General features: G+C 61.0%; 14 protein-coding genes. 5 read left to right on the forward strand and 9 right to left on the reverse strand.

What is annotated here, in order from left to right; translation table 11 throughout:
* Positions 1-85: 85 nt before the first annotated feature.
* From FBY10_RS04275 to FBY10_RS04300, 6 genes are all read right to left on the reverse strand, one after another.
* A complete protein-coding gene (locus FBY10_RS04275; RefSeq protein WP_145334899.1) occupies positions 86-3,709 on the reverse strand; it encodes a YncE family protein in 3,624 nt (1,207 codons plus the stop codon).
* Between the two features lie 163 nt (positions 3,710-3,872).
* The gene (locus FBY10_RS04280; RefSeq protein ID WP_131697439.1) at positions 3,873-4,901 is read right to left on the reverse strand and encodes an AbrB family transcriptional regulator; all 1,029 of its coding nucleotides are present in this window, start codon (positions 4,899-4,901) and stop codon (positions 3,873-3,875) included.
* Positions 4,894-6,408: a tripartite tricarboxylate transporter permease gene (locus FBY10_RS04285; protein WP_131697121.1), complete on the reverse strand. Its 1,515-nt coding sequence runs from the start codon at positions 6,406-6,408 to the stop codon at positions 4,894-4,896. The genes FBY10_RS04280 and FBY10_RS04285 overlap by 8 nt, the downstream gene beginning before the upstream one ends.
* Position 6,409: 1 nt before the next feature.
* Complete coding sequence (locus FBY10_RS04290; protein WP_131697120.1) at positions 6,410-6,868, reverse strand: tripartite tricarboxylate transporter TctB family protein; 459 nt, start codon at positions 6,866-6,868, stop codon at positions 6,410-6,412.
* Between the two features lie 63 nt (positions 6,869-6,931).
* On the reverse strand, positions 6,932-7,915 hold the full coding sequence (locus FBY10_RS04295) for a tripartite tricarboxylate transporter substrate binding protein (protein ID WP_131697119.1): 984 nt from the start codon (positions 7,913-7,915) through the stop codon (positions 6,932-6,934).
* 45 nt (positions 7,916-7,960) lie between these two features.
* Positions 7,961-9,253: an OprD family porin gene (locus FBY10_RS04300; RefSeq protein ID WP_145334897.1), complete on the reverse strand. Its 1,293-nt coding sequence runs from the start codon at positions 9,251-9,253 to the stop codon at positions 7,961-7,963.
* A gap of 235 nt (positions 9,254-9,488) precedes the next feature.
* Between FBY10_RS04300 and FBY10_RS04305 the strand changes: the two genes are divergently transcribed.
* Positions 9,489-10,160, forward strand: a complete 672-nt coding sequence (locus tag FBY10_RS04305; RefSeq protein WP_131697117.1) for a response regulator — start codon at positions 9,489-9,491, stop codon at positions 10,158-10,160.
* Complete coding sequence (locus tag FBY10_RS04310) at positions 10,153-11,538, forward strand: sensor histidine kinase (RefSeq protein ID WP_145334895.1); 1,386 nt, start codon at positions 10,153-10,155, stop codon at positions 11,536-11,538. The genes FBY10_RS04305 and FBY10_RS04310 overlap by 8 nt, the downstream gene beginning before the upstream one ends.
* Here the strand turns inward: FBY10_RS04310 and FBY10_RS04315 are convergent, their stop codons facing one another.
* A complete protein-coding gene (locus FBY10_RS04315; protein ID WP_131697115.1) occupies positions 11,539-12,360 on the reverse strand; it encodes an HDOD domain-containing protein in 822 nt (273 codons plus the stop codon).
* Between the two features lie 36 nt (positions 12,361-12,396).
* The gene (locus FBY10_RS04320) at positions 12,397-13,338 is read right to left on the reverse strand and encodes a folate-binding protein YgfZ (RefSeq protein ID WP_131697114.1); all 942 of its coding nucleotides are present in this window, start codon (positions 13,336-13,338) and stop codon (positions 12,397-12,399) included.
* Positions 13,339-13,478: 140 nt separating this feature from the next.
* On the opposite strand from FBY10_RS04320, the gene FBY10_RS04325 reads away from it, so the two are divergent.
* Both FBY10_RS04325 and FBY10_RS04330 read left to right on the forward strand, forming a co-directional pair.
* Positions 13,479-13,733: a succinate dehydrogenase assembly factor 2 gene (locus tag FBY10_RS04325; protein ID WP_027604321.1), complete on the forward strand. Its 255-nt coding sequence runs from the start codon at positions 13,479-13,481 to the stop codon at positions 13,731-13,733.
* Entirely contained in the window at positions 13,717-14,163 is a 447-nt protein-coding gene (locus FBY10_RS04330) for a protein YgfX (RefSeq protein ID WP_131697113.1), read from the forward strand. Before FBY10_RS04325 ends, FBY10_RS04330 begins: the two co-directional genes overlap by 17 nt.
* Here FBY10_RS04330 and nadB read toward each other — a convergent pair.
* Positions 14,132-15,748: an L-aspartate oxidase gene (gene nadB, locus FBY10_RS04335; RefSeq protein ID WP_131697112.1), complete on the reverse strand. Its 1,617-nt coding sequence runs from the start codon at positions 15,746-15,748 to the stop codon at positions 14,132-14,134. The two genes, FBY10_RS04330 and nadB, sit on opposite strands and share 32 nt — an antisense overlap.
* A gap of 463 nt (positions 15,749-16,211) precedes the next feature.
* Between nadB and rpoE the strand changes: the two genes are divergently transcribed.
* The gene (rpoE, locus tag FBY10_RS04340; RefSeq protein WP_003172477.1) at positions 16,212-16,793 is read left to right on the forward strand and encodes an RNA polymerase sigma factor RpoE; all 582 of its coding nucleotides are present in this window, start codon (positions 16,212-16,214) and stop codon (positions 16,791-16,793) included.
* Positions 16,794-16,802: the final 9 nt, after the last annotated feature.

Raw genomic sequence — 16,802 nt, forward strand, 5'->3', positions numbered from 1 at the left:
GTGAATCCAGGGTTTGGTGGCAGTTCAAACTGTACCGGTAATAGAAAATGCCCCCGCTCGAAAGAACGGGGGCATTTTTTATGGCTTAAAGGCTGACGATAATGACATTGTTGTTTCCGGAATTGGCAACGTACGCCACCCCGCCATCAGAGCTGATAACAATTTCTTTTGGACGATCCAGCGGGTGGGTGGTGGTATTGATTTCTCCAGTGATGAGTCGGGTTGTTGTATCGATGATTTTTATCGAGTTGTCTGCCTGCAGGCACATATAGGCTTTATCCCCCGCTGGCGCAAATGCTATTCCCCAAGGCTGGTGAAGGCTCTCGATCTTCTTGATAAGAGAGGGCGGGGTGGTCGTTGCTGAAAGTATATTAAGGGTGCCATTGGTAGGCGTCGAACCATAGGTTGTCACGTAGAGGACTTCTTCAGTAGGGCTGTAGGCAATACCTTTGGATTCTGTAGATCCATTGTGATAACTGCCTAAAAGCGTGCCGTTAGATTGATTGAACTCACTTACATAGTAACCCGTTGTGTAAAGTCGACTGCCAGAGCGGTTAGTTGTAATCGCATTTGCATAATAGTAGCTGCCGTAGAGATATTTCACGGATGTGTTAGTTGATGTTTCGATTTCTTGTGTAAAAGGGTAGTAGTCATTGCCTACATATAGGCGTGAGCCTGTAGGGTTCAGGCGCATTGCTGAACAAGAAGTATATCCACTAATAGTTTTGGTGGTCTGGAAGTTCTCAGTCTCAATGACAAGCGTCGAAGCCGTTTCAACGGTGACATACAAGGTTTGGTCGTTCGGATGAATGGCTATGCCGCGAGGTGCCGTTGCAAGCGAGATCGTGTGTGTCACTTCACGTGTAGCGGTATCGATGACAGATACCGTTTTACTGCCAAAGTTGGCCACATAGAGTGTCGAATCGTCAGAACTCAGCGCGAGGTGGTTGGGCGTGTTGCCCACCGCGATTGCCCCTTCAACCACTCCCGATGCCTTCTTCACCCTGTACGCCGGCGAAAGTGTCAACGGCGTGGCCGAAAACTTGTACCCGGTGCCATCCAGCGACACCAGCGCCTGGGCTCTGAGCGTGTCACCTTCATGCAGGCTTCGCAGGTAAGTGGCCGGTATTGGTGCCCGGATACGTTTGTCCGTGAACTCCCCGTCGCTGACCGGCACTGCGATCCGTAAGTCCAGATTACTGCTGCTGAGCAGGTCGATCCAAACCGCCTGGCCCTGGCGCATGAACGGCCATCCTTGTACCAGCACGGTATAGGGCTTGCCAGTTTCCACCTGGTTGCCCACCGCTTCTGGAATGGTCACCAGGTCCAGTTCCTGCGGCGCCAATGCTTCGATTTTCAGCGTCAGGTCATCGGACTTGCTGGTCTGGCCGATTTCAATCAGGTTGTAAAACACCGTGCATTCCCCACCCAGGTACATGCCGACAAAGTCGTTGGGCACGGTAAAGCTGGTGTAGTTTCCGCCGGGTTCGGGCCGTGCCGGTTTAATCGGGATATCCGGCGAGCCGACCCCCGTTTTGCTGATGATGTACACCTTGATATCCGCACTCGGTGGAAGCGTGTCAGTGATCACACGGATGGTCACGATTTCTGGACGCGGCGGCAGGACGTGCAGTGGGTTGAGCGTGGCGATATCGGTGCCTGTCACCGTGGCCTCGACGACTGTCGGTGCGCGCAGCAGCAGTCTGGAACCGACCCCCATGTTCACCGGCTGCGAGAAGCGCGTCAGTGTGTTATCGCGTTCGCGGGTGTAGTAGATGCGCATGCTCTGGCCCAGGTTGGGCGTAATGAAGCGGCGTTCAAGTGTAAAGGGCAGGTCGCGGCCGACCCAGAAACTTTGGATGGGGAAGCGTTTCGGCGGTTGGGTACCGCCGGGGGCAGTGCCTTCGCAGTGCAGTACGACGGTATCGCCTACGTGGAAGTCGGGATTGCTCTTGACCAGGATCTGGGCATCGTCGAGTGACACGGCCGGGTCGAATTGATACAGCGGTGGGGGCGCTTCTTCTACCAGAGGTTCGGGCAACGAGGCGACCGGGCTGCCGACGTTGTACGTCGCATCCAGCGAGGTGCGGCTGCCCTCGGCGTTGGTTACCTTATAGAGGACCCGCAACGTGCCCCCTTCGAGTTTGGCGATGTCGCCGTTGGGGCCGTTGTTGAGTCGGAACAGGATAGCGCCGGTGCCCGCCGGCTTGTCGATTTCCCTGTAGTAGCGACTGCCATTGGCGTAGGTGCCGTCGAGGATCAGGGTAATCAGGTCGAACGGATCCCGACCGTCATATGCCAGCACTTCGACGTTGACAGCCAGCAGTTGTGGGTCGATCACATCCCCATTGGCTTCGATGACGATGGGCGCACGTAGGTCGGTTTCGATGGGCGTACCGATCACCTGCACGATGCTGCTTTCGGATGGCCGGTTCGGCACGCCGCTGCGCACGCGTTCGTAGGACAGCTGGAAGCGTCCTCCGATCAGCTTGCGCAAGTCTTCGTTAGGGCAAGGGATGATGACAAAGCTGGGAGCTGTCAGGGGCGGGGAATCATACGTGGTGATAATGAGGTTTCCGCTGACCGTACGACCCACGACGGTGGCTCGCACGATGTCACCGGTCATGAAGTTCGGAGACGGAGTGGATACGAAGATGCTCGCATTCGCGCCATTGAGTCCATCGTGGTTGAGCGTGCCCGCGGGTGCTTCCAGGACAAACGCCGCCGGCAGCAAGGGCTCGGCGCCATCGTTGAGACGGACATTGAGCAACTGTGGCGGCGACCATCCTTGAGAGGCGTTGCCCACTTCATCGATGACCTCGTATTCGCACACATGCGAACCGCTGCCGACTTGCTGCCAGAACCCGTAATAAAGTGTGACGGTGATATCGCCACGGCCAGCCGCCTGGGCGTCGGAGAGGGGCGGAATGGGTGCAAATGCCCCGCCAATGCTCAGGCGAATACGGTCGCGTGTTGCGCGGTAAGTGTTGGCGGGCTGGCCGTCATCGACCGGGTAGAACCTGAATGTAACGGGCACGCCGTGCTGCGCATCGGCATCGGTCACGCCGAAATCAACGATTGCCTGTGGAAATACCGGCATGGGCAGGTTTTCATTCTGCAGGGTGCTGGCAATGGGATTACGGCCAGCAGGCGGGACGGTATCGACCTTCAATCTTAACCGAGTGGTTTCTTCGGAGCCCCCTCCAGTGAACGTGGCCCTCATGAACACCGGGGTGACCGTGCCGTCGGTCAGACGTGAACGACGGATATAGAGCGGAATTGCCCGGCCTTTTGCGACATCATCACTGGTCACGTTGTAGATAGCGGCCGGCACGACCGTGTCAACGCAAAACAACTCGATGAAATCGCCATCAGCCATATCCAGGTAAGGCAAGAGGATGCATAGCAGGCCCGCCTCACGGTGTACTTCCAGTGCCGCTTTGTTGATGCCGCCATCAAAGCCTTGAACACCGGATGTCAGCCCCGGAATGTAAAGGGGCAGGCTGGAAAACGGCACCCTGGCGAAGTCTGCCGGGGTCAGCACGTCTTGAGTTGACTGGGGGGGCGCGAAGTATTGGGGGAGCAGGCGTTGGGGGGCGGACAGGTCCACATCCAGCTCGTCTTCATCGTCGGCATTCGGAGGTGCTGGAGTCACGGCAGGAAGGTGGGCGGATTGCAGATCGGTACTAAGATCAATATCAAGACTCATGATAGCTAATCCTTTGTCATGCACGAGGGATACGACTGGAATGTCGATTGCGCATTCGTCGTTTCAGCAACTTAGCGCCGCCCCAGGCAGCGTGGATAGCTGTGAGAAATGACAGTGCCGACCAATGGTCAGTGGCCCGGAACGGGCCCTTGATACAGAAGGGTTATGGCTGCCGGTTCCAGTGCCGGAAGAGTGGCTCCGCCAGGAACAGCACAAACAACAAGCGCATTACCTGCATCGCCGTCACCAACGGCACTGACAGTTGCAGGGTCTCGGCCGTGAGGCTCATCTCGGCAATCCCGCCGGGCATCATGCCCAGGGTCAGCGAGCGCAGGTCCAGATGGGTGAGAGCGCTCAAGCCCACTGCCGCCAACGTTGCCAGCGCCATGGTCAAGGCCGTGCCGATCAAGGTGCGCCCCATGAACGACGGCGCTCGACGGAAGAACTGCCGATTGAAGTGGCAGCCCAACCCGCTGCCGATCAACCATTGGCCGATCTGGCTGCCACCGTCGGGCAGGCCGATATGCAGGTCCCACACCACGCTGGCCGTGGCACTGACCAGCAATGGGCCGAACAACCACGGGTTAGGCTGACGCAAGCGCTGCCAGCCCCAGGCCACCAGAGCACCGACTGGAAACAGCACCGCCAGCCACGCCCAACTTACCGGCGCCGGATGAAACTGCGGCGCACCGCCGTCCAGCAAATACTTGAAGATCGCCGGCACACACAGCACCACCACCAGCACGCGCAAACTCTGCCCGGCCGCCACGCGGCTGAGCACCGCGCCATTGCGTGCGCCGAGGTTGACCATCTCCCCGGAACCGCCCGGCATGCTGGAGAAAAACGCCGTGGCGCGGTCTTCACCACTGCGGCGCATCAACCACACGCCCACCACGCTCGACAGGCTGGTGACCAGCGCACCGAAGAAAATCAGGCCGAAGTGGCTCATTACCTGCTCGATCACCACCGGGGTGAAGTGCAGGCCGATGCCGATGCCCACCACCCATTGGCCGCATTTGCGCCCGCCGGGAATCTCCGCCAATTGCCACGGCGTGAGGCAACGCACGAGGATAATCGCCAGCAATGAGCCGACCATGTACGGCAAAGGCCAGCCGACCAGGCTGGCCAGGTAACCGCCGGCCAGACCGACCAGCGGTGTTCCCCACCAATGTTTAAAGGTGACCTCAGACATCGGCCACGGCACGACGCTGTTGGGCACGTTTACGCCAGATACGCAGCAACGGTACAAACAGCATGATGGCGGTCAGCACCCAGACGCCAAAAGTGATCGGGCTCGACCACAGGATTTCCAGCGCACCGTTGGAGATCGACAGCGCGCGGCGCAGGTTTTGCTCCATCAGGCCGCCGAGGATAAAGCCCAGCAGCACCGGCGACAGCGGGAAGTCCAGCTTGCGCAGGATGTAGCCGAAGATACCGATACCGACCATCAGGAACAGGTCGAAGGTGGTGGCGTGGACCGCGTACACACCGATCGCGGTGATGATCGCGATCACCGGCACCAGCGCCCAGTTCGGCACGGCGAGGATGCGCGTGAAGATGCGGATCATCGGGATGTTGAGGATCACCAGCATGATGTTGGCGACAAACAACGAGGCGATCAGGCCCCACACTAGGTCAGGTTGCTGTTGGAACAGCAGCGGGCCGGGGGTGATGTTGTACAGCGACAGGGCGCCGATCATCACGGCGGTGGTGCCCGAACCGGGAACGCCGAGGGTCAGCATCGGCACCAGGGCACCGCAGGCGGACGCGCCGATCGCGGTTTCCGGTGCAGCCAGGCCGCGCATGTCGCCCTTGCCGAATTTGCCGCTGGCACCGGCCAGGCGTTTCTCGGTCATGTAGGCCACGGCCGAGGCCAAGGTGGCGCCCGCGCCGGGCAGCACGCCCATGATGAAACCAAGCAGGCCGCAACGGATGTTCACCACGAACACCGAACCTGCTTCCTTCAGGTTGAACATCATCCGCCCGGTGGCTTTCACCGCTTCCTGGCCACGGTGGGTTTTTTCCAGCAGCAACAGGATCTCGCTGATGGAGAACAAGCCCAGCACCAACACCACAAACTGGATGCCGTCGGTGAGGTGGATGTTATCGCCGGTAAAACGGTACACGCCGCTGTTGGCGTCGATGCCCACGGCCGAAAGGAACAGGCCGATCAGCGCCGCCACGAAGGTCTTCAGCGGCTTGTCACCGGCCATGCCGCCCAGGCAGACAATCGCGAACACCATCAGCACGAAGTATTCCGCCGGGCCGAAGGCAATCGCCCATTTGGCCAGCAGCGGCGCAAACAGCACCATGCCGCAGGTGGCGATAAACGCGCCGATGAACGAACTCCACGCGGACAACGACAGCGCCACACCGGCCAGGCCTTTGCGGGCCATCGGGTAGCCGTCGAGGGTGGTCATCACGGTGGAGGCTTCGCCCGGGATGTTCAGCAGGATCGAGCTGATACGGCCGCCGTATTCGCAGCCCAGGTACACGGCCGCCAGCAGGATCAGCGCCGATTCCGGTGGCAGGCCCAGGGCGAATGCGATGGGGATCAACAGCGCCACGCCATTGATCGGGCCCAGGCCCGGCAACAGGCCGACCACGGTGCCGATCAGGGTGCCGCACAGGGCGGTCACCAGGTTGTAGGGGGACAGTGCAACGCCGAAGCCCTGGCCCAAATAGCCGAAAGTATCCATATCAGTTCTCCAGAACGTCGAGCAGGCCGAGGGGCAGCGGAACATCCATGGCTTTATCGAACAGCAGATAAAGACCGATGGCCATCAGGCTGACGATCACCACGCTGGGCACCCAGCGGCCGCCATACAGGCGCGCCATGGGGATGCCGATCAGCATGCTGCTGAGAATGAAACCGAGCGGTTCGAAGGTGGCGGCAAACACGATCAACAGCGCCACGCAGATGCAGATCTTGACCAGCGTGGCGCGGTCCAGCGCGGGTTCTTCTTCAGTATGTTTGGTCGGCTGCGGGCGGATCAGCATATAGATCAGCGCCAGGCTCATCAGCCCGAGCATCAGCAGTGGGTAGGCCCGAGGCCCCACCGGCTCGTAGGAAAAAGCCGCCTGATACGGCCAGGCCATCAGTGCCAGGCCGGCACAGGCCAGCAACAGCACTGCGGCAAAAATGCGTTGTAAGAGCATGTAGAACTCCTGGGCCACACCCGCTGTGGAGGAGGGCGTGGCCGCGCAAGGAAGAAGGGGCGATTACTGGATCAGGCCGAACTCTTTGGCCAGCACTTTGTAGTCAGCCACCTGTTTCTTCACGTAGGTGTCCAGCTCCGGGCCGGTCATGGCGAACGGGAACAGCTCGCGCTGGTCACGCAGCTTGGCGAAATCCTCGGAAGCCAGCAGTTTGTCGAAGGCCTCCTTCCACCAGGCGTAGTCGGCATCGCTGACTTTTGGCCCGAGGTAGAAGCCACGCACCACCGGCCAGACGATGTCGTAGCCTTGCTCTTTGGCGGTCGGAATATTCTTCATTTCCGGTTCGTCCAGGCGCTCCTCGGAGAACACCGCCAGCAGGCGCATGTCGCCGCTGAGGATGTGCGGCATGGAGTCGGAGATGTCGGTACTGCCGACCTGGATATGCCCACCGAGCAGGGCGGTTGCGATTTCACCGCCGCCTTCGAGCGCCACATAGCGCAGTTCGCGTGGGTTGATCCCGGCGGCCTTGGCGATCAGCGCGGTTTGCATCCAGTCCTGGCTGCCGACGGTGCCGCCGGAACCGATCACTACGCTGCCCGGATCTTTCTTCAGGGCTTTAACCAGGTCGTCGAGGGTCTTGTAGGGCGAATCGGCTTTAACGGCGATGGCGCCGTAGCTGGTGCCGACTGCGGCCAACCAGCGTACGGCGCTCTCATCGAAGCGCCCGAACTTGCCCTGGGCCAGGTTCAACAGCGAACCACTGGACCAGGCCACCAACGTACCGCCGTCCGCAGGACGCTGGGCCACCACCGCGTTGTAGGCCACCGCGCCCACGCCGCCCGGCATGTAGGTCACGCGCATCGGCTTGCTCAGCAACTTCTCGTTGACCAGCGCGCTTTGCGCCAGTTTGCAGGTCAGGTCAAAACCGCCGCCAGGGGAGGCCGGGGCGATGCACTCCGGGCGCTTGGGTTCGTCGGCGGCCAGCAGGTGGCCGGCGAACAGCATGCAGCCGGCGGCGAGGGCAAATTTACGCAGTGAAGGGGTCATGGTGATCTCCGTCGTTGTTGTTATGAGTGGCTTACCAGGCACTACTTACCAGAGCGCAACGCTGTAGCTGACCAGCAGGCGCATTTCATCCGCATCACGGGCTGAATAGTTGGAGCGGTACGTGGCATTGCGCAGGCGTACGGCGACATCCTTGAATGTGCCGCTTTGCACCACGTACTTGATCTCGCTGTTGCGCTCCCATTCCTTGCCGGTGTCGCCGTTCCTGAGCTTGATATTGTCACCCGACAGGTAACGGCTCATGAAACTCAGGCCGGGAATGCCCAGCTTGGTGAAGTCGTAGTCGTAGCGCGCCTGCCAGGAGCGCTCTTCGGCGCCGGCAAAGTCGTTGATCTGCACGAAGTTGACCAGGTACGGGTCGCTGCCATCCACATAGGGAAAGGCGCTGTCGCCGGACATATGCTGGTAGCCGGCGCTGAGCTTATGGCCATTGAGGGCATAGCTGAACAGGCCGTTGAGGGAGGTGTTGTCGATCTTGCCGCCACGGGCTGCGCCTGTGTCATCGCTGAGCGCCAAGCGCAGGTCGGTGGCGAAGGTGCCGGGGCCCATCGGACGCGCGGCGACCAGGCCGAGGAAGTGCTGGCGATACACGTCATCGAGCTGGGCAAGGTGGTAGCTGCCGGTGATCTTGTCGGCGAACTTGTAGTCGACGCCGCCGAAGTTGAAATGCTTGCCGGTGGCACCGCTGAGGAAGCGGCTGTTCTTGTTGTTGAGGGCGATGTCTTCGTAGTTGCTGTCGTCGCGGTCCTTGGCTTTGTCGAGACGGCCACCGGTGAAGACCAGGTTCTTGAATTCCTTGGAGGTGATCAGGCCGCCGTTGAAGGTCTGCGGCAGGATGCGGCCGTCGTTGGGCTTGAGGACCGGCAGCTCGGGCATCAGCGAACCGATCTTCAGCTCGGTGGCGGAAATCTTCACTTTGCCGGTCAGGCCCAGCTTGGAGTACTCGTTGGCGGCGCGGCCATCGTCGTGGGTGGGCAGCAGCCCGGTGCCGGTGCGGTCGGGGCTGGAGTCGAGCTTGACCCCGAGCATGCCCAGTGCATCCACGCCAAAGCCGACGGTGCCGTCGGTGTAGCCCGATTGCAGGTTGAGCATGAAGCCCTGGGCCCATTCGTCGCGCTTGGATTGCTGCGCGCTGGTGCCGTCGCGAAAGTCGCGGTTGAAGTACATGTTGCGGGTTTCCAGGGTCGCGCTACTGTCTTCGAAGAAGGCAGCCTGGCCAAGCGGCGAAAAGCCGGCAAGGGCAGCGGCACTGGCAAAGGCGGTGTGGGTCAGGCGGGAAATACGAACAGGCGGGCAAGCCTGGGGCTGTGTCGACAGCATCGTGGTGCACTCCGTTATTGTTCTTATTTTGGCGAAAACGCTTCGAGGCGTTTTTCGGGCGCGACCCATCAGGTCGCTCGGCAGGCAGTACCTACCGTGGCTTGATGCTAAAGGGCGAAGCTTTCACTAACCTTTCAGCGGTCTTTCAATGTTTTCAGGCTTCACAGGGCAGTCGGCGCCTGTAAACTGCCCGGCAAAGCGTGGCGCCGATCACGTCCGAATAAGGTGGAAATCCATGCGTGTCCTTCTGGTTGAAGACCATCTGCAACTCGCCGAAAGCGTCGCCCAAGCGCTCAAGAGCACGGGTTTGACCGTTGACGTATTGCATGACGGCGTGGCCGCCGACCTGGCTTTGAGCAGTGAGGATTACGCGGTGGCCATCCTGGATGTGGGCCTGCCCCGCATGGACGGTTTCGAGGTGCTGGCGCGCTTGCGGGCGCGTGGGAAAAACCTGCCGGTGCTGATGCTGACCGCGCGCAGCGATGTGAAGGACCGCGTGCATGGCCTGAACCTCGGCGCTGATGACTACCTGGCCAAACCGTTCGAACTGACCGAACTGGAAGCGCGGGTCAAGGCGCTGCTGCGCCGCAGTGTGTTGGGCGGCGAGCGCCAGCAGGCCTGCGGTGTGCTGGTCTATGACCTCGACACCCGCCGTTTCACCGTGGGCGGCGAGCTGATGACGTTGACCTCCCGCGAGCAAGCCGTGCTCGAAGCGCTGATCGCCCGACCAGGCCGGGTGATGAGCAAGGAGCAACTGGCTTCCCAGGTGTTCGGCCTGGACGAAGAGGCCAGCCCCGACGCCATCGAAATCTACGTGCACCGTCTGCGCAAGAAGCTCGATGGCCACCCCATCGCCATCGTGACGTTCCGCGGTCTCGGCTACCTGCTGGAAGCCCGCGATGCATAAGCCCAGCAGCCTGCGCTGGCGCCTGCTGTGGAACCTGGCGCTGCTGCTGGTGCTGTTGATGCTCGCCAGTGGCATGAGTGCCTACTGGAACGGCCGCGAGGCGGCCGACACCGCCTATGACCGCACGTTGCTGGCCTCGGCGCGTACCATCGCCGCCGGCCTGACCCAAGTGGACGGGACTCTCAGCGCCAACGTGCCCTATGTCGCCCTGGACACCTTTGCCTACGACAGCGCCGGGCGCATTTATTACCAGGTCAATGACATTGATCAGAAGCTGATTTCCGGCTACGAAAACCTCCCCGGCCCGCCCCCAGGCACGCCGCGCACCGACGATTACCCGGCGCTGGCGCGTTTCTACAACGCCAAGTACCAAGGCCAGGAAGTGCGGGTGGTCAGTCTGCTCAAGGCGGTCTCCGAACCGAACATGAACGGCATGGCGGAAATCCGCGTGGCCGAAACCGATGAAGCACGCGTGAGCATGGCCCGCAGCCTGATGGCCGACACCTTGCTGCGCCTGGGCATGCTCGCCATCGGCGCCTTGTTGCTGGTGTGGTTCGCCGTCAGCGCCGCCTTGCGCCCGCTGGAGCGCCTGCGCACGGCGGTGGAAGAGCGCCAGCCCGACGACTTGCGGCCGTTGCCGCTGGTGGAGGTGCAGCATGAGTTCGGCCCGCTGGTGCGTTCCCTCAACCACTTTACCGAACGCCTGCGCGGCCAGTTCGAGCGTCAGGCGCAGTTTATTGCCGATGCATCCCATGAACTGCGTACCCCGTTGGCGGCGCTCAAGGCGCGCCTGGAACTGGGCCTGCGCGCCGAAGACCCCGCGACCTGGCGCAGTACCCTGGAAACCGCGGCCCAAGGCACCGATCGGTTGACCCACCTGGCCAATCAGTTGCTATCCCTGGCGCGCATCGAAAACGGTGCCCGGGCGATTGCCGAAGGTGGCGCGCAGTTGCTCGACCTCAGCCAATTGGCCCGTGAACTGGGCATGGCCATGGCGCCGTTGGCCCATGCGCGCGGCGTGGCACTGGCGCTGGAGGCGGATGAACCGGTGTGGTTGCGTGGCGAGCCGACGCTGCTCAACGAGCTGTTGAGCAACCTGGTGGACAACGCCCTGGCGCACACGCCGCCGGGTGGCAACGTGATCCTGCGGGTGACGGCGCCGGCGGTACTGGAAGTCGAGGATGACGGCCCCGGTATTCCGCTGGATGAGCGCGACCGGGTGTTCGAGCGCTTCTACCGCCGCAGCCAGCAGGGCATGGGCTCAGGCCTGGGGCTGGCGATCGTCGGCGAAATCTGTCGCGCGCATCTGGCGCAGATCAGCCTGCATGACGGCGAGCACGCGGGGTTGAAGGTACGGGTAAGTTTTATCGCGGGTTGATCAATCGAACATCGCGCGCGCTTCATCCAGCTCTGCGCGCAGCTTCTCGCTGTAAGGGTCAACGCGCAGTTTCTTCATGGCGGGCACGCTGGACACGTCCACCTTTGCCAGGGGGTGGTCGGTGCCGTGATGGCAATACAGCACGGCAATCTGCACTACGTCGATGTAGTCGAGGCTGGCTGAATCGCGTTCCAGGTTCAGGTACTGGCCCGGCAGTTTCGCCAGCATTTCCGGGAAGTCCCAGCCACTCAGCAACTTGTCGCCCAGCACCGGGTGGATGCTGTCGATCACGTGGTTGAGGCTGACCGGGTCTGACAGCAGCTCATAGTGGTCTTCGGCGTAGGTCAGGATCGGCAGCACGCCGATCTGATGCACCAGGCCGCCCAGCGCTGCCTGGTCCGGCTTGAGCTGGCTGTGGTTGCGGCACAGGGCGTAGCTGACGCCCGCCACTTCCAGGCTGCGGCGCCACACATCGCGCATTTTCTGTTCGACCACCTCGGAACGGGCGTGGAAGATCTGCTCCATCACCAGGCCGATGGCCAGGTTGCTGCTGTAGTTGGTGCCCAGCCGGGTGATGGCGGTGTGCAGGTCGGTGACTTCCTGGGTGGCGCGCAACAGCGGGCTGTTGACCACTTTGATCAGGCGCGCCGACAACGCAGTGTCGCGGCCGATCACTTTACTCAAGTGGCTGATGCTGATTTCCGGGTCTTCAGCGGCCTGACGGATGTTTAGGGCCACTTCCGGCAATGTCGGCAGAACCAGGTCATCGTTGTCGATGGCCTTAACCAACGCCTGTTGGATTTTTTCCGCCAGTTTGCTCATTCATGCTCTCTAGGGTGTTGCAGAAAAATACGGCGACTAACGCTGGATCTCACGATCGCGGTCAAGCGTGTAAGGCAGGTCAAGCAACTGCAAACCGGGGCCTTCCAGCGTGCCTAAGTGCACATCGCCACTATCGGCAGCTTCGGCTTGCAATACCGCCAGAAGTTCAATCGCCTGGTCAGCTTTTGCTGCAATCACCACTTCGCCGATCGCACTGTTGTGGCTGGGGGAAAACAGCGGGGTGCCTGGCTCGGGCATTTCAGCCGCGTTCAGGCTCAAGCGGTACAGGCGACGCTTGAGTTTGCCCAGGTACTGCATGCGCGCGACGATTTCCTGGCCGGTGTAGCAGCCTTTCTTGAAGCTGACGCCGCCCACGGCCTGCAGGTTGAGCATCTGCGGGATGAACAGTTCGCGGGTCTGGGGCATGACCTGGCCGATACCGGCGCGGATCTGGCCCAGCAGCCAGTTATTCAAATCGGTTTGTGTCAGCTGTGCGGCCAATTGGCTGCGTACGCTGTCGGCTTGCCCGGCAGGTACCCAGAGTTCGGCGCGGGCGGGGGAGACGCGGATGGCGATCAGGTGTTCGGTACGGGCAACGCTGTCCGTCTCGGCAGGCAGCTCAAGGCCAAGGCCGGTCAGCGCCTGATCGCCATCGATCACACCGAAACGCACCCAGGCGGCGCTTTCGTCGGTGAGCTTGGACTTGGAGAACACCGCGTATTTCTTCAGGTCCGCCAGTTGCGGTTCGAGCAGCTCGGTGGCCATGGCCAGGAGTACGCCGTCGCCCTGCAACAGGATACGGAAGCTCGACTGCATGCGGCCTTTTTGTGTGCAGCGCGCACCGAGGCTGGCCTGGGTGTCGCTCAGGTAATTGAGGTTGCAGGTGAGTTGTCCCTGCAGGAACTTGGCAGCGTCGGAGCCGCGGACGGCGAGAACGCCTTCGTGGGATAGGGGGCAGAAGAAAGCAGAGTCAGCCATGGGTCATCGCAGGTCAAAAAGTCATGGGTGCATCATAGAGGGGCGCTCGGCAAATGGATAGTTTACGTATGGGGCGACCAAAGCCGACTGTTCCGGTGCCGTCGGGCCTGTATACTTGCGCTCTATTTGAGGAGCGCTCCATGGTCGAAGATGTAGAAATCAATCGCCTCTACTGGCACAGCCGTCGTGGCATGCTTGAGCTTGATGTGTTGCTGGTGCCTTTTACCAAAGAGGTATACGCGACGCTCAATAAGGAAGATCGCGATCTCTACGTCAGGCTGCTGACTTGCGAAGATCAGGACATGTTCGGTTGGTTCATGGAGCGCGCAGAGTCCGAAGACCCTGAGCTGCAGCGCATGGTCCGGATGATCCTGGATCGTGTCCAGCCCAAGTAATCGATTCGAATGCCGCTGGCAGGCCTCACGGCTGTTGCTGGCGGCGTATCTCCTTGCCCAGCTGTTCGCGCTGGGTGCGCTGTTGTTTCTCGATCTGCACTATTCAAGCCTCGGCATGCTGTTGTGCCTGGCTCACGCCGGGTGGGTGTTGCCGCGTCATATCCTGCTGACTCACCGTTCATCGATTCGTGGCCTGCGTCGCGATGAAGATGGCTGGCAGTTATTCAGCAGGGAGCGCGGTTGGCATAGCGTGCAACTGCGCCCCGACAGCGTGGCGTTGCCGCTGATTGTCGTGTTGCGCTATCGCGTGCAGGGCGAGTGGTGGGTGCGTTCGGTCTGCGTGCCGACGGATTCGCAGGCCGCCGATGTACACCGGCGCCTGCGGGTTCGCTTGAAGTTCAGCCGCCGTAGGTGGTTGGCACCAGAATAGTGTCGCGGGCCTCGGGCAGCATCTGCGGGTAGTCGAGGGTGTAATGCAGGCCCCGGCTCTCTTTGCGTTCCATGGCCGAGCGGATCATCAACTCCGCGACTTGGGCCAGGTTGCGCAGTTCGATCAGGTCACGGCTGACCTTGTAGTTGCTGTAGAACTCATCAATCTCATCCAGCAGCAATCGCACCCGGTGTTGCGCCCGTTGCAGGCGCTTGTTGGTGCGCACGATCCCCACGTAGTCCCACATGAAGCGCCGCAGCTCGTCCCAGTTGTGGGCGATGATCACGTCTTCGTCCGAATCGGTAACCTGGCTGGCATCCCAGCGGGGCAGGGCGGCCGGTACGGGAATGCGTGGCAGTTGTTCGAGAATGTCCGCTGCCGCCGAGCGGGCGTACACGAAGCATTCGAGCAGCGAGTTGCTGGCCATGCGGTTGGCGCCGTGCAGCCCGGTGAAGCTGGTTTCGCCAATCGCGTACAGGCCGGGTACATCGGTACGGCCATGCTGGTCGACCATCACGCCGCCGCAGGTGTAGTGCGCAGCCGGCACCACCGGGATCGGGCCTTTGGTGATGTCGATGTTGAACGCCAGGCAGCGCTCGTAGACGGTCGGGAAGTGGGTCTTGATGAACGCTTCGGGCTTGTGGCTGATGTCCAGGTAGACGCAGTCGACACCCAGGCGCTTCATCTCATGGTCGATGGCGCGGGCGACGATATCTCGCGGTGCCAGCTCGGCGCGCGGGTCGAAGCGCTGCATGAAGCGCTCACCGTTCGGCAGCTTGAGGTGTGCACCTTCGCCGCGCAGGGCTTCGGTGATCAGGAAACTCTTGGCCTGCGGGTGATACAGGCAGGTGGGATGGAACTGGTTGAATTCCAGGTTGGCCACCCGGCAGCCCGAGCGCCAGGCCATGGCAATGCCGTCGCCGCAGGCGCCGTCGGGGTTGCTGGTGTAGAGGTAGACCTTGGCGGCGCCACCCGAGGCAAGAATGGTGAACCGCGCGCCGTAGGTGTCGACTTCGCCGCTGGTGCGGTTGAGCACGTAGGCGCCGAGGCAGCGCTCGCCGTCCAGGCCCAGGCGTTTTTCGGTGATCAGGTCGACGGCGACGCGTTGCTCCAGCAGTTCGATGTTGGGGCGTTGGCGGGCCTGGTCGAGCAAGGTCTTGAAGATCGCGGCGCCGGTAGCGTCGGCGGCGTGGATGATACGGCGATGGCTGTGGCCGCCTTCGCGTGTCAGGTGGAATTCGAAGCCGCTGTCGTCGCTGCCGGCGTGGTCGTCGCGGGTGAAGGGCACGCCCTGGTCGATCAGCCATTGGATCGCCTCGCGGCTATGCTCGACGGTGAAGCGCACCGCGTCCTCGTTGCACAGGCCGCCGCCGGCGTTGAGGGTGTCTTCAACGTGGGATTGCACCGTGTCGGTGTCGTCCAGCACGGCGGCGACACCGCCCTGGGCCCAGAATGTCGAACCGTTGGCCAGGTCGCCTTTGCTCAGGACTGCAATGCGCAAGTGGCTGGGAAGGGTCAGCGCAAGGCTCAAGCCGGCCGCGCCGCTACCGATCACCAGGACATCGTGTTGAAACTGTTGGCTCATTTGAAGGATTCCGCAAAAAGCGATCCACAGGGCTGGCGCAAACAGGACGCCTGGATCGGCGAATCAAAGGGTCACACGGGCCACTAGTATATAGAGGGGGGGACCGGCACAATAGCCGGGCATTCGTGGCAATGTGAGATTACGGTGCGCGGCGCGGGTAAAATCACCCGGTTATTGAGGCGGGAACTTTTTGCATAGGCCTCTACTCAATAGCAGGTTGCCCGAAAGCTGGGAAAACGTTGAGTTTATTGGCCCGTCGGGAGCATTGGACGCGTCAGAAAACCGACGACAAGATTATTCGCGCAGCCGGCGTTACCCGCGCTGCGTTTTTCGTGTGTGCCAAATCAGTGCATGCCGGAAACTTGCTTGGAGGGGGAGAACTTTTGCGAAAAGTCCGAGTCTATGTTTGCAAGCCTGATCGTTTAGTTATGCAAGCCTCCTTCAAGTACAACGAGGAGTGTTCATGCTAACCCAGGAAGAGGATCAGCAGCTGGTCGAGCGCGTTCAACGCGGCGACAAGCGAGCATTTGATCTGCTAGTGCTGAAATACCAGCACAAAATTCTCGGGTTGATCGTGCGGTTTGTGCACGACACCCATGAAGCGCAGGACGTTGCACAGGAAGCCTTTATCAAGGCATACCGTGCACTGGGCAATTTTCGCGGTGATAGTGCGTTTTACACGTGGCTTTACCGCATCGCCATCAACACGGCGAAGAACTATCTGGTGTCTCGCGGACGCCGCCCACCGGATAGCGATGTAAGTTCAGAAGATGCAGAATTTTACGATGGTGATCACGGCCTCAAAGATCTCGAGTCGCCGGAGCGTGCATTGCTGCGCGACGAGATTGAAGGCACCGTTCATCGCACAATTCAGCAACTGCCAGAAGATTTACGTACGGCGTTAACTTTACGTGAATTCGATGGTCTGAGTTACGAAGACATTGCGAGCGTCATGCAGTGTCCGGTGGGGACTGTAAGGTCACGGATTTTCCGGGCCCGGGAAGCCATCGATAAAGCCTTGCAACCGTTGTTGCAGGAAAACTAAAGACAGCGG

The sequence above is a fragment of the Pseudomonas sp. SJZ103 genome (assembly GCF_007828335.1).
Lineage (GTDB): Bacteria > Pseudomonadota > Gammaproteobacteria > Pseudomonadales > Pseudomonadaceae > Aquipseudomonas.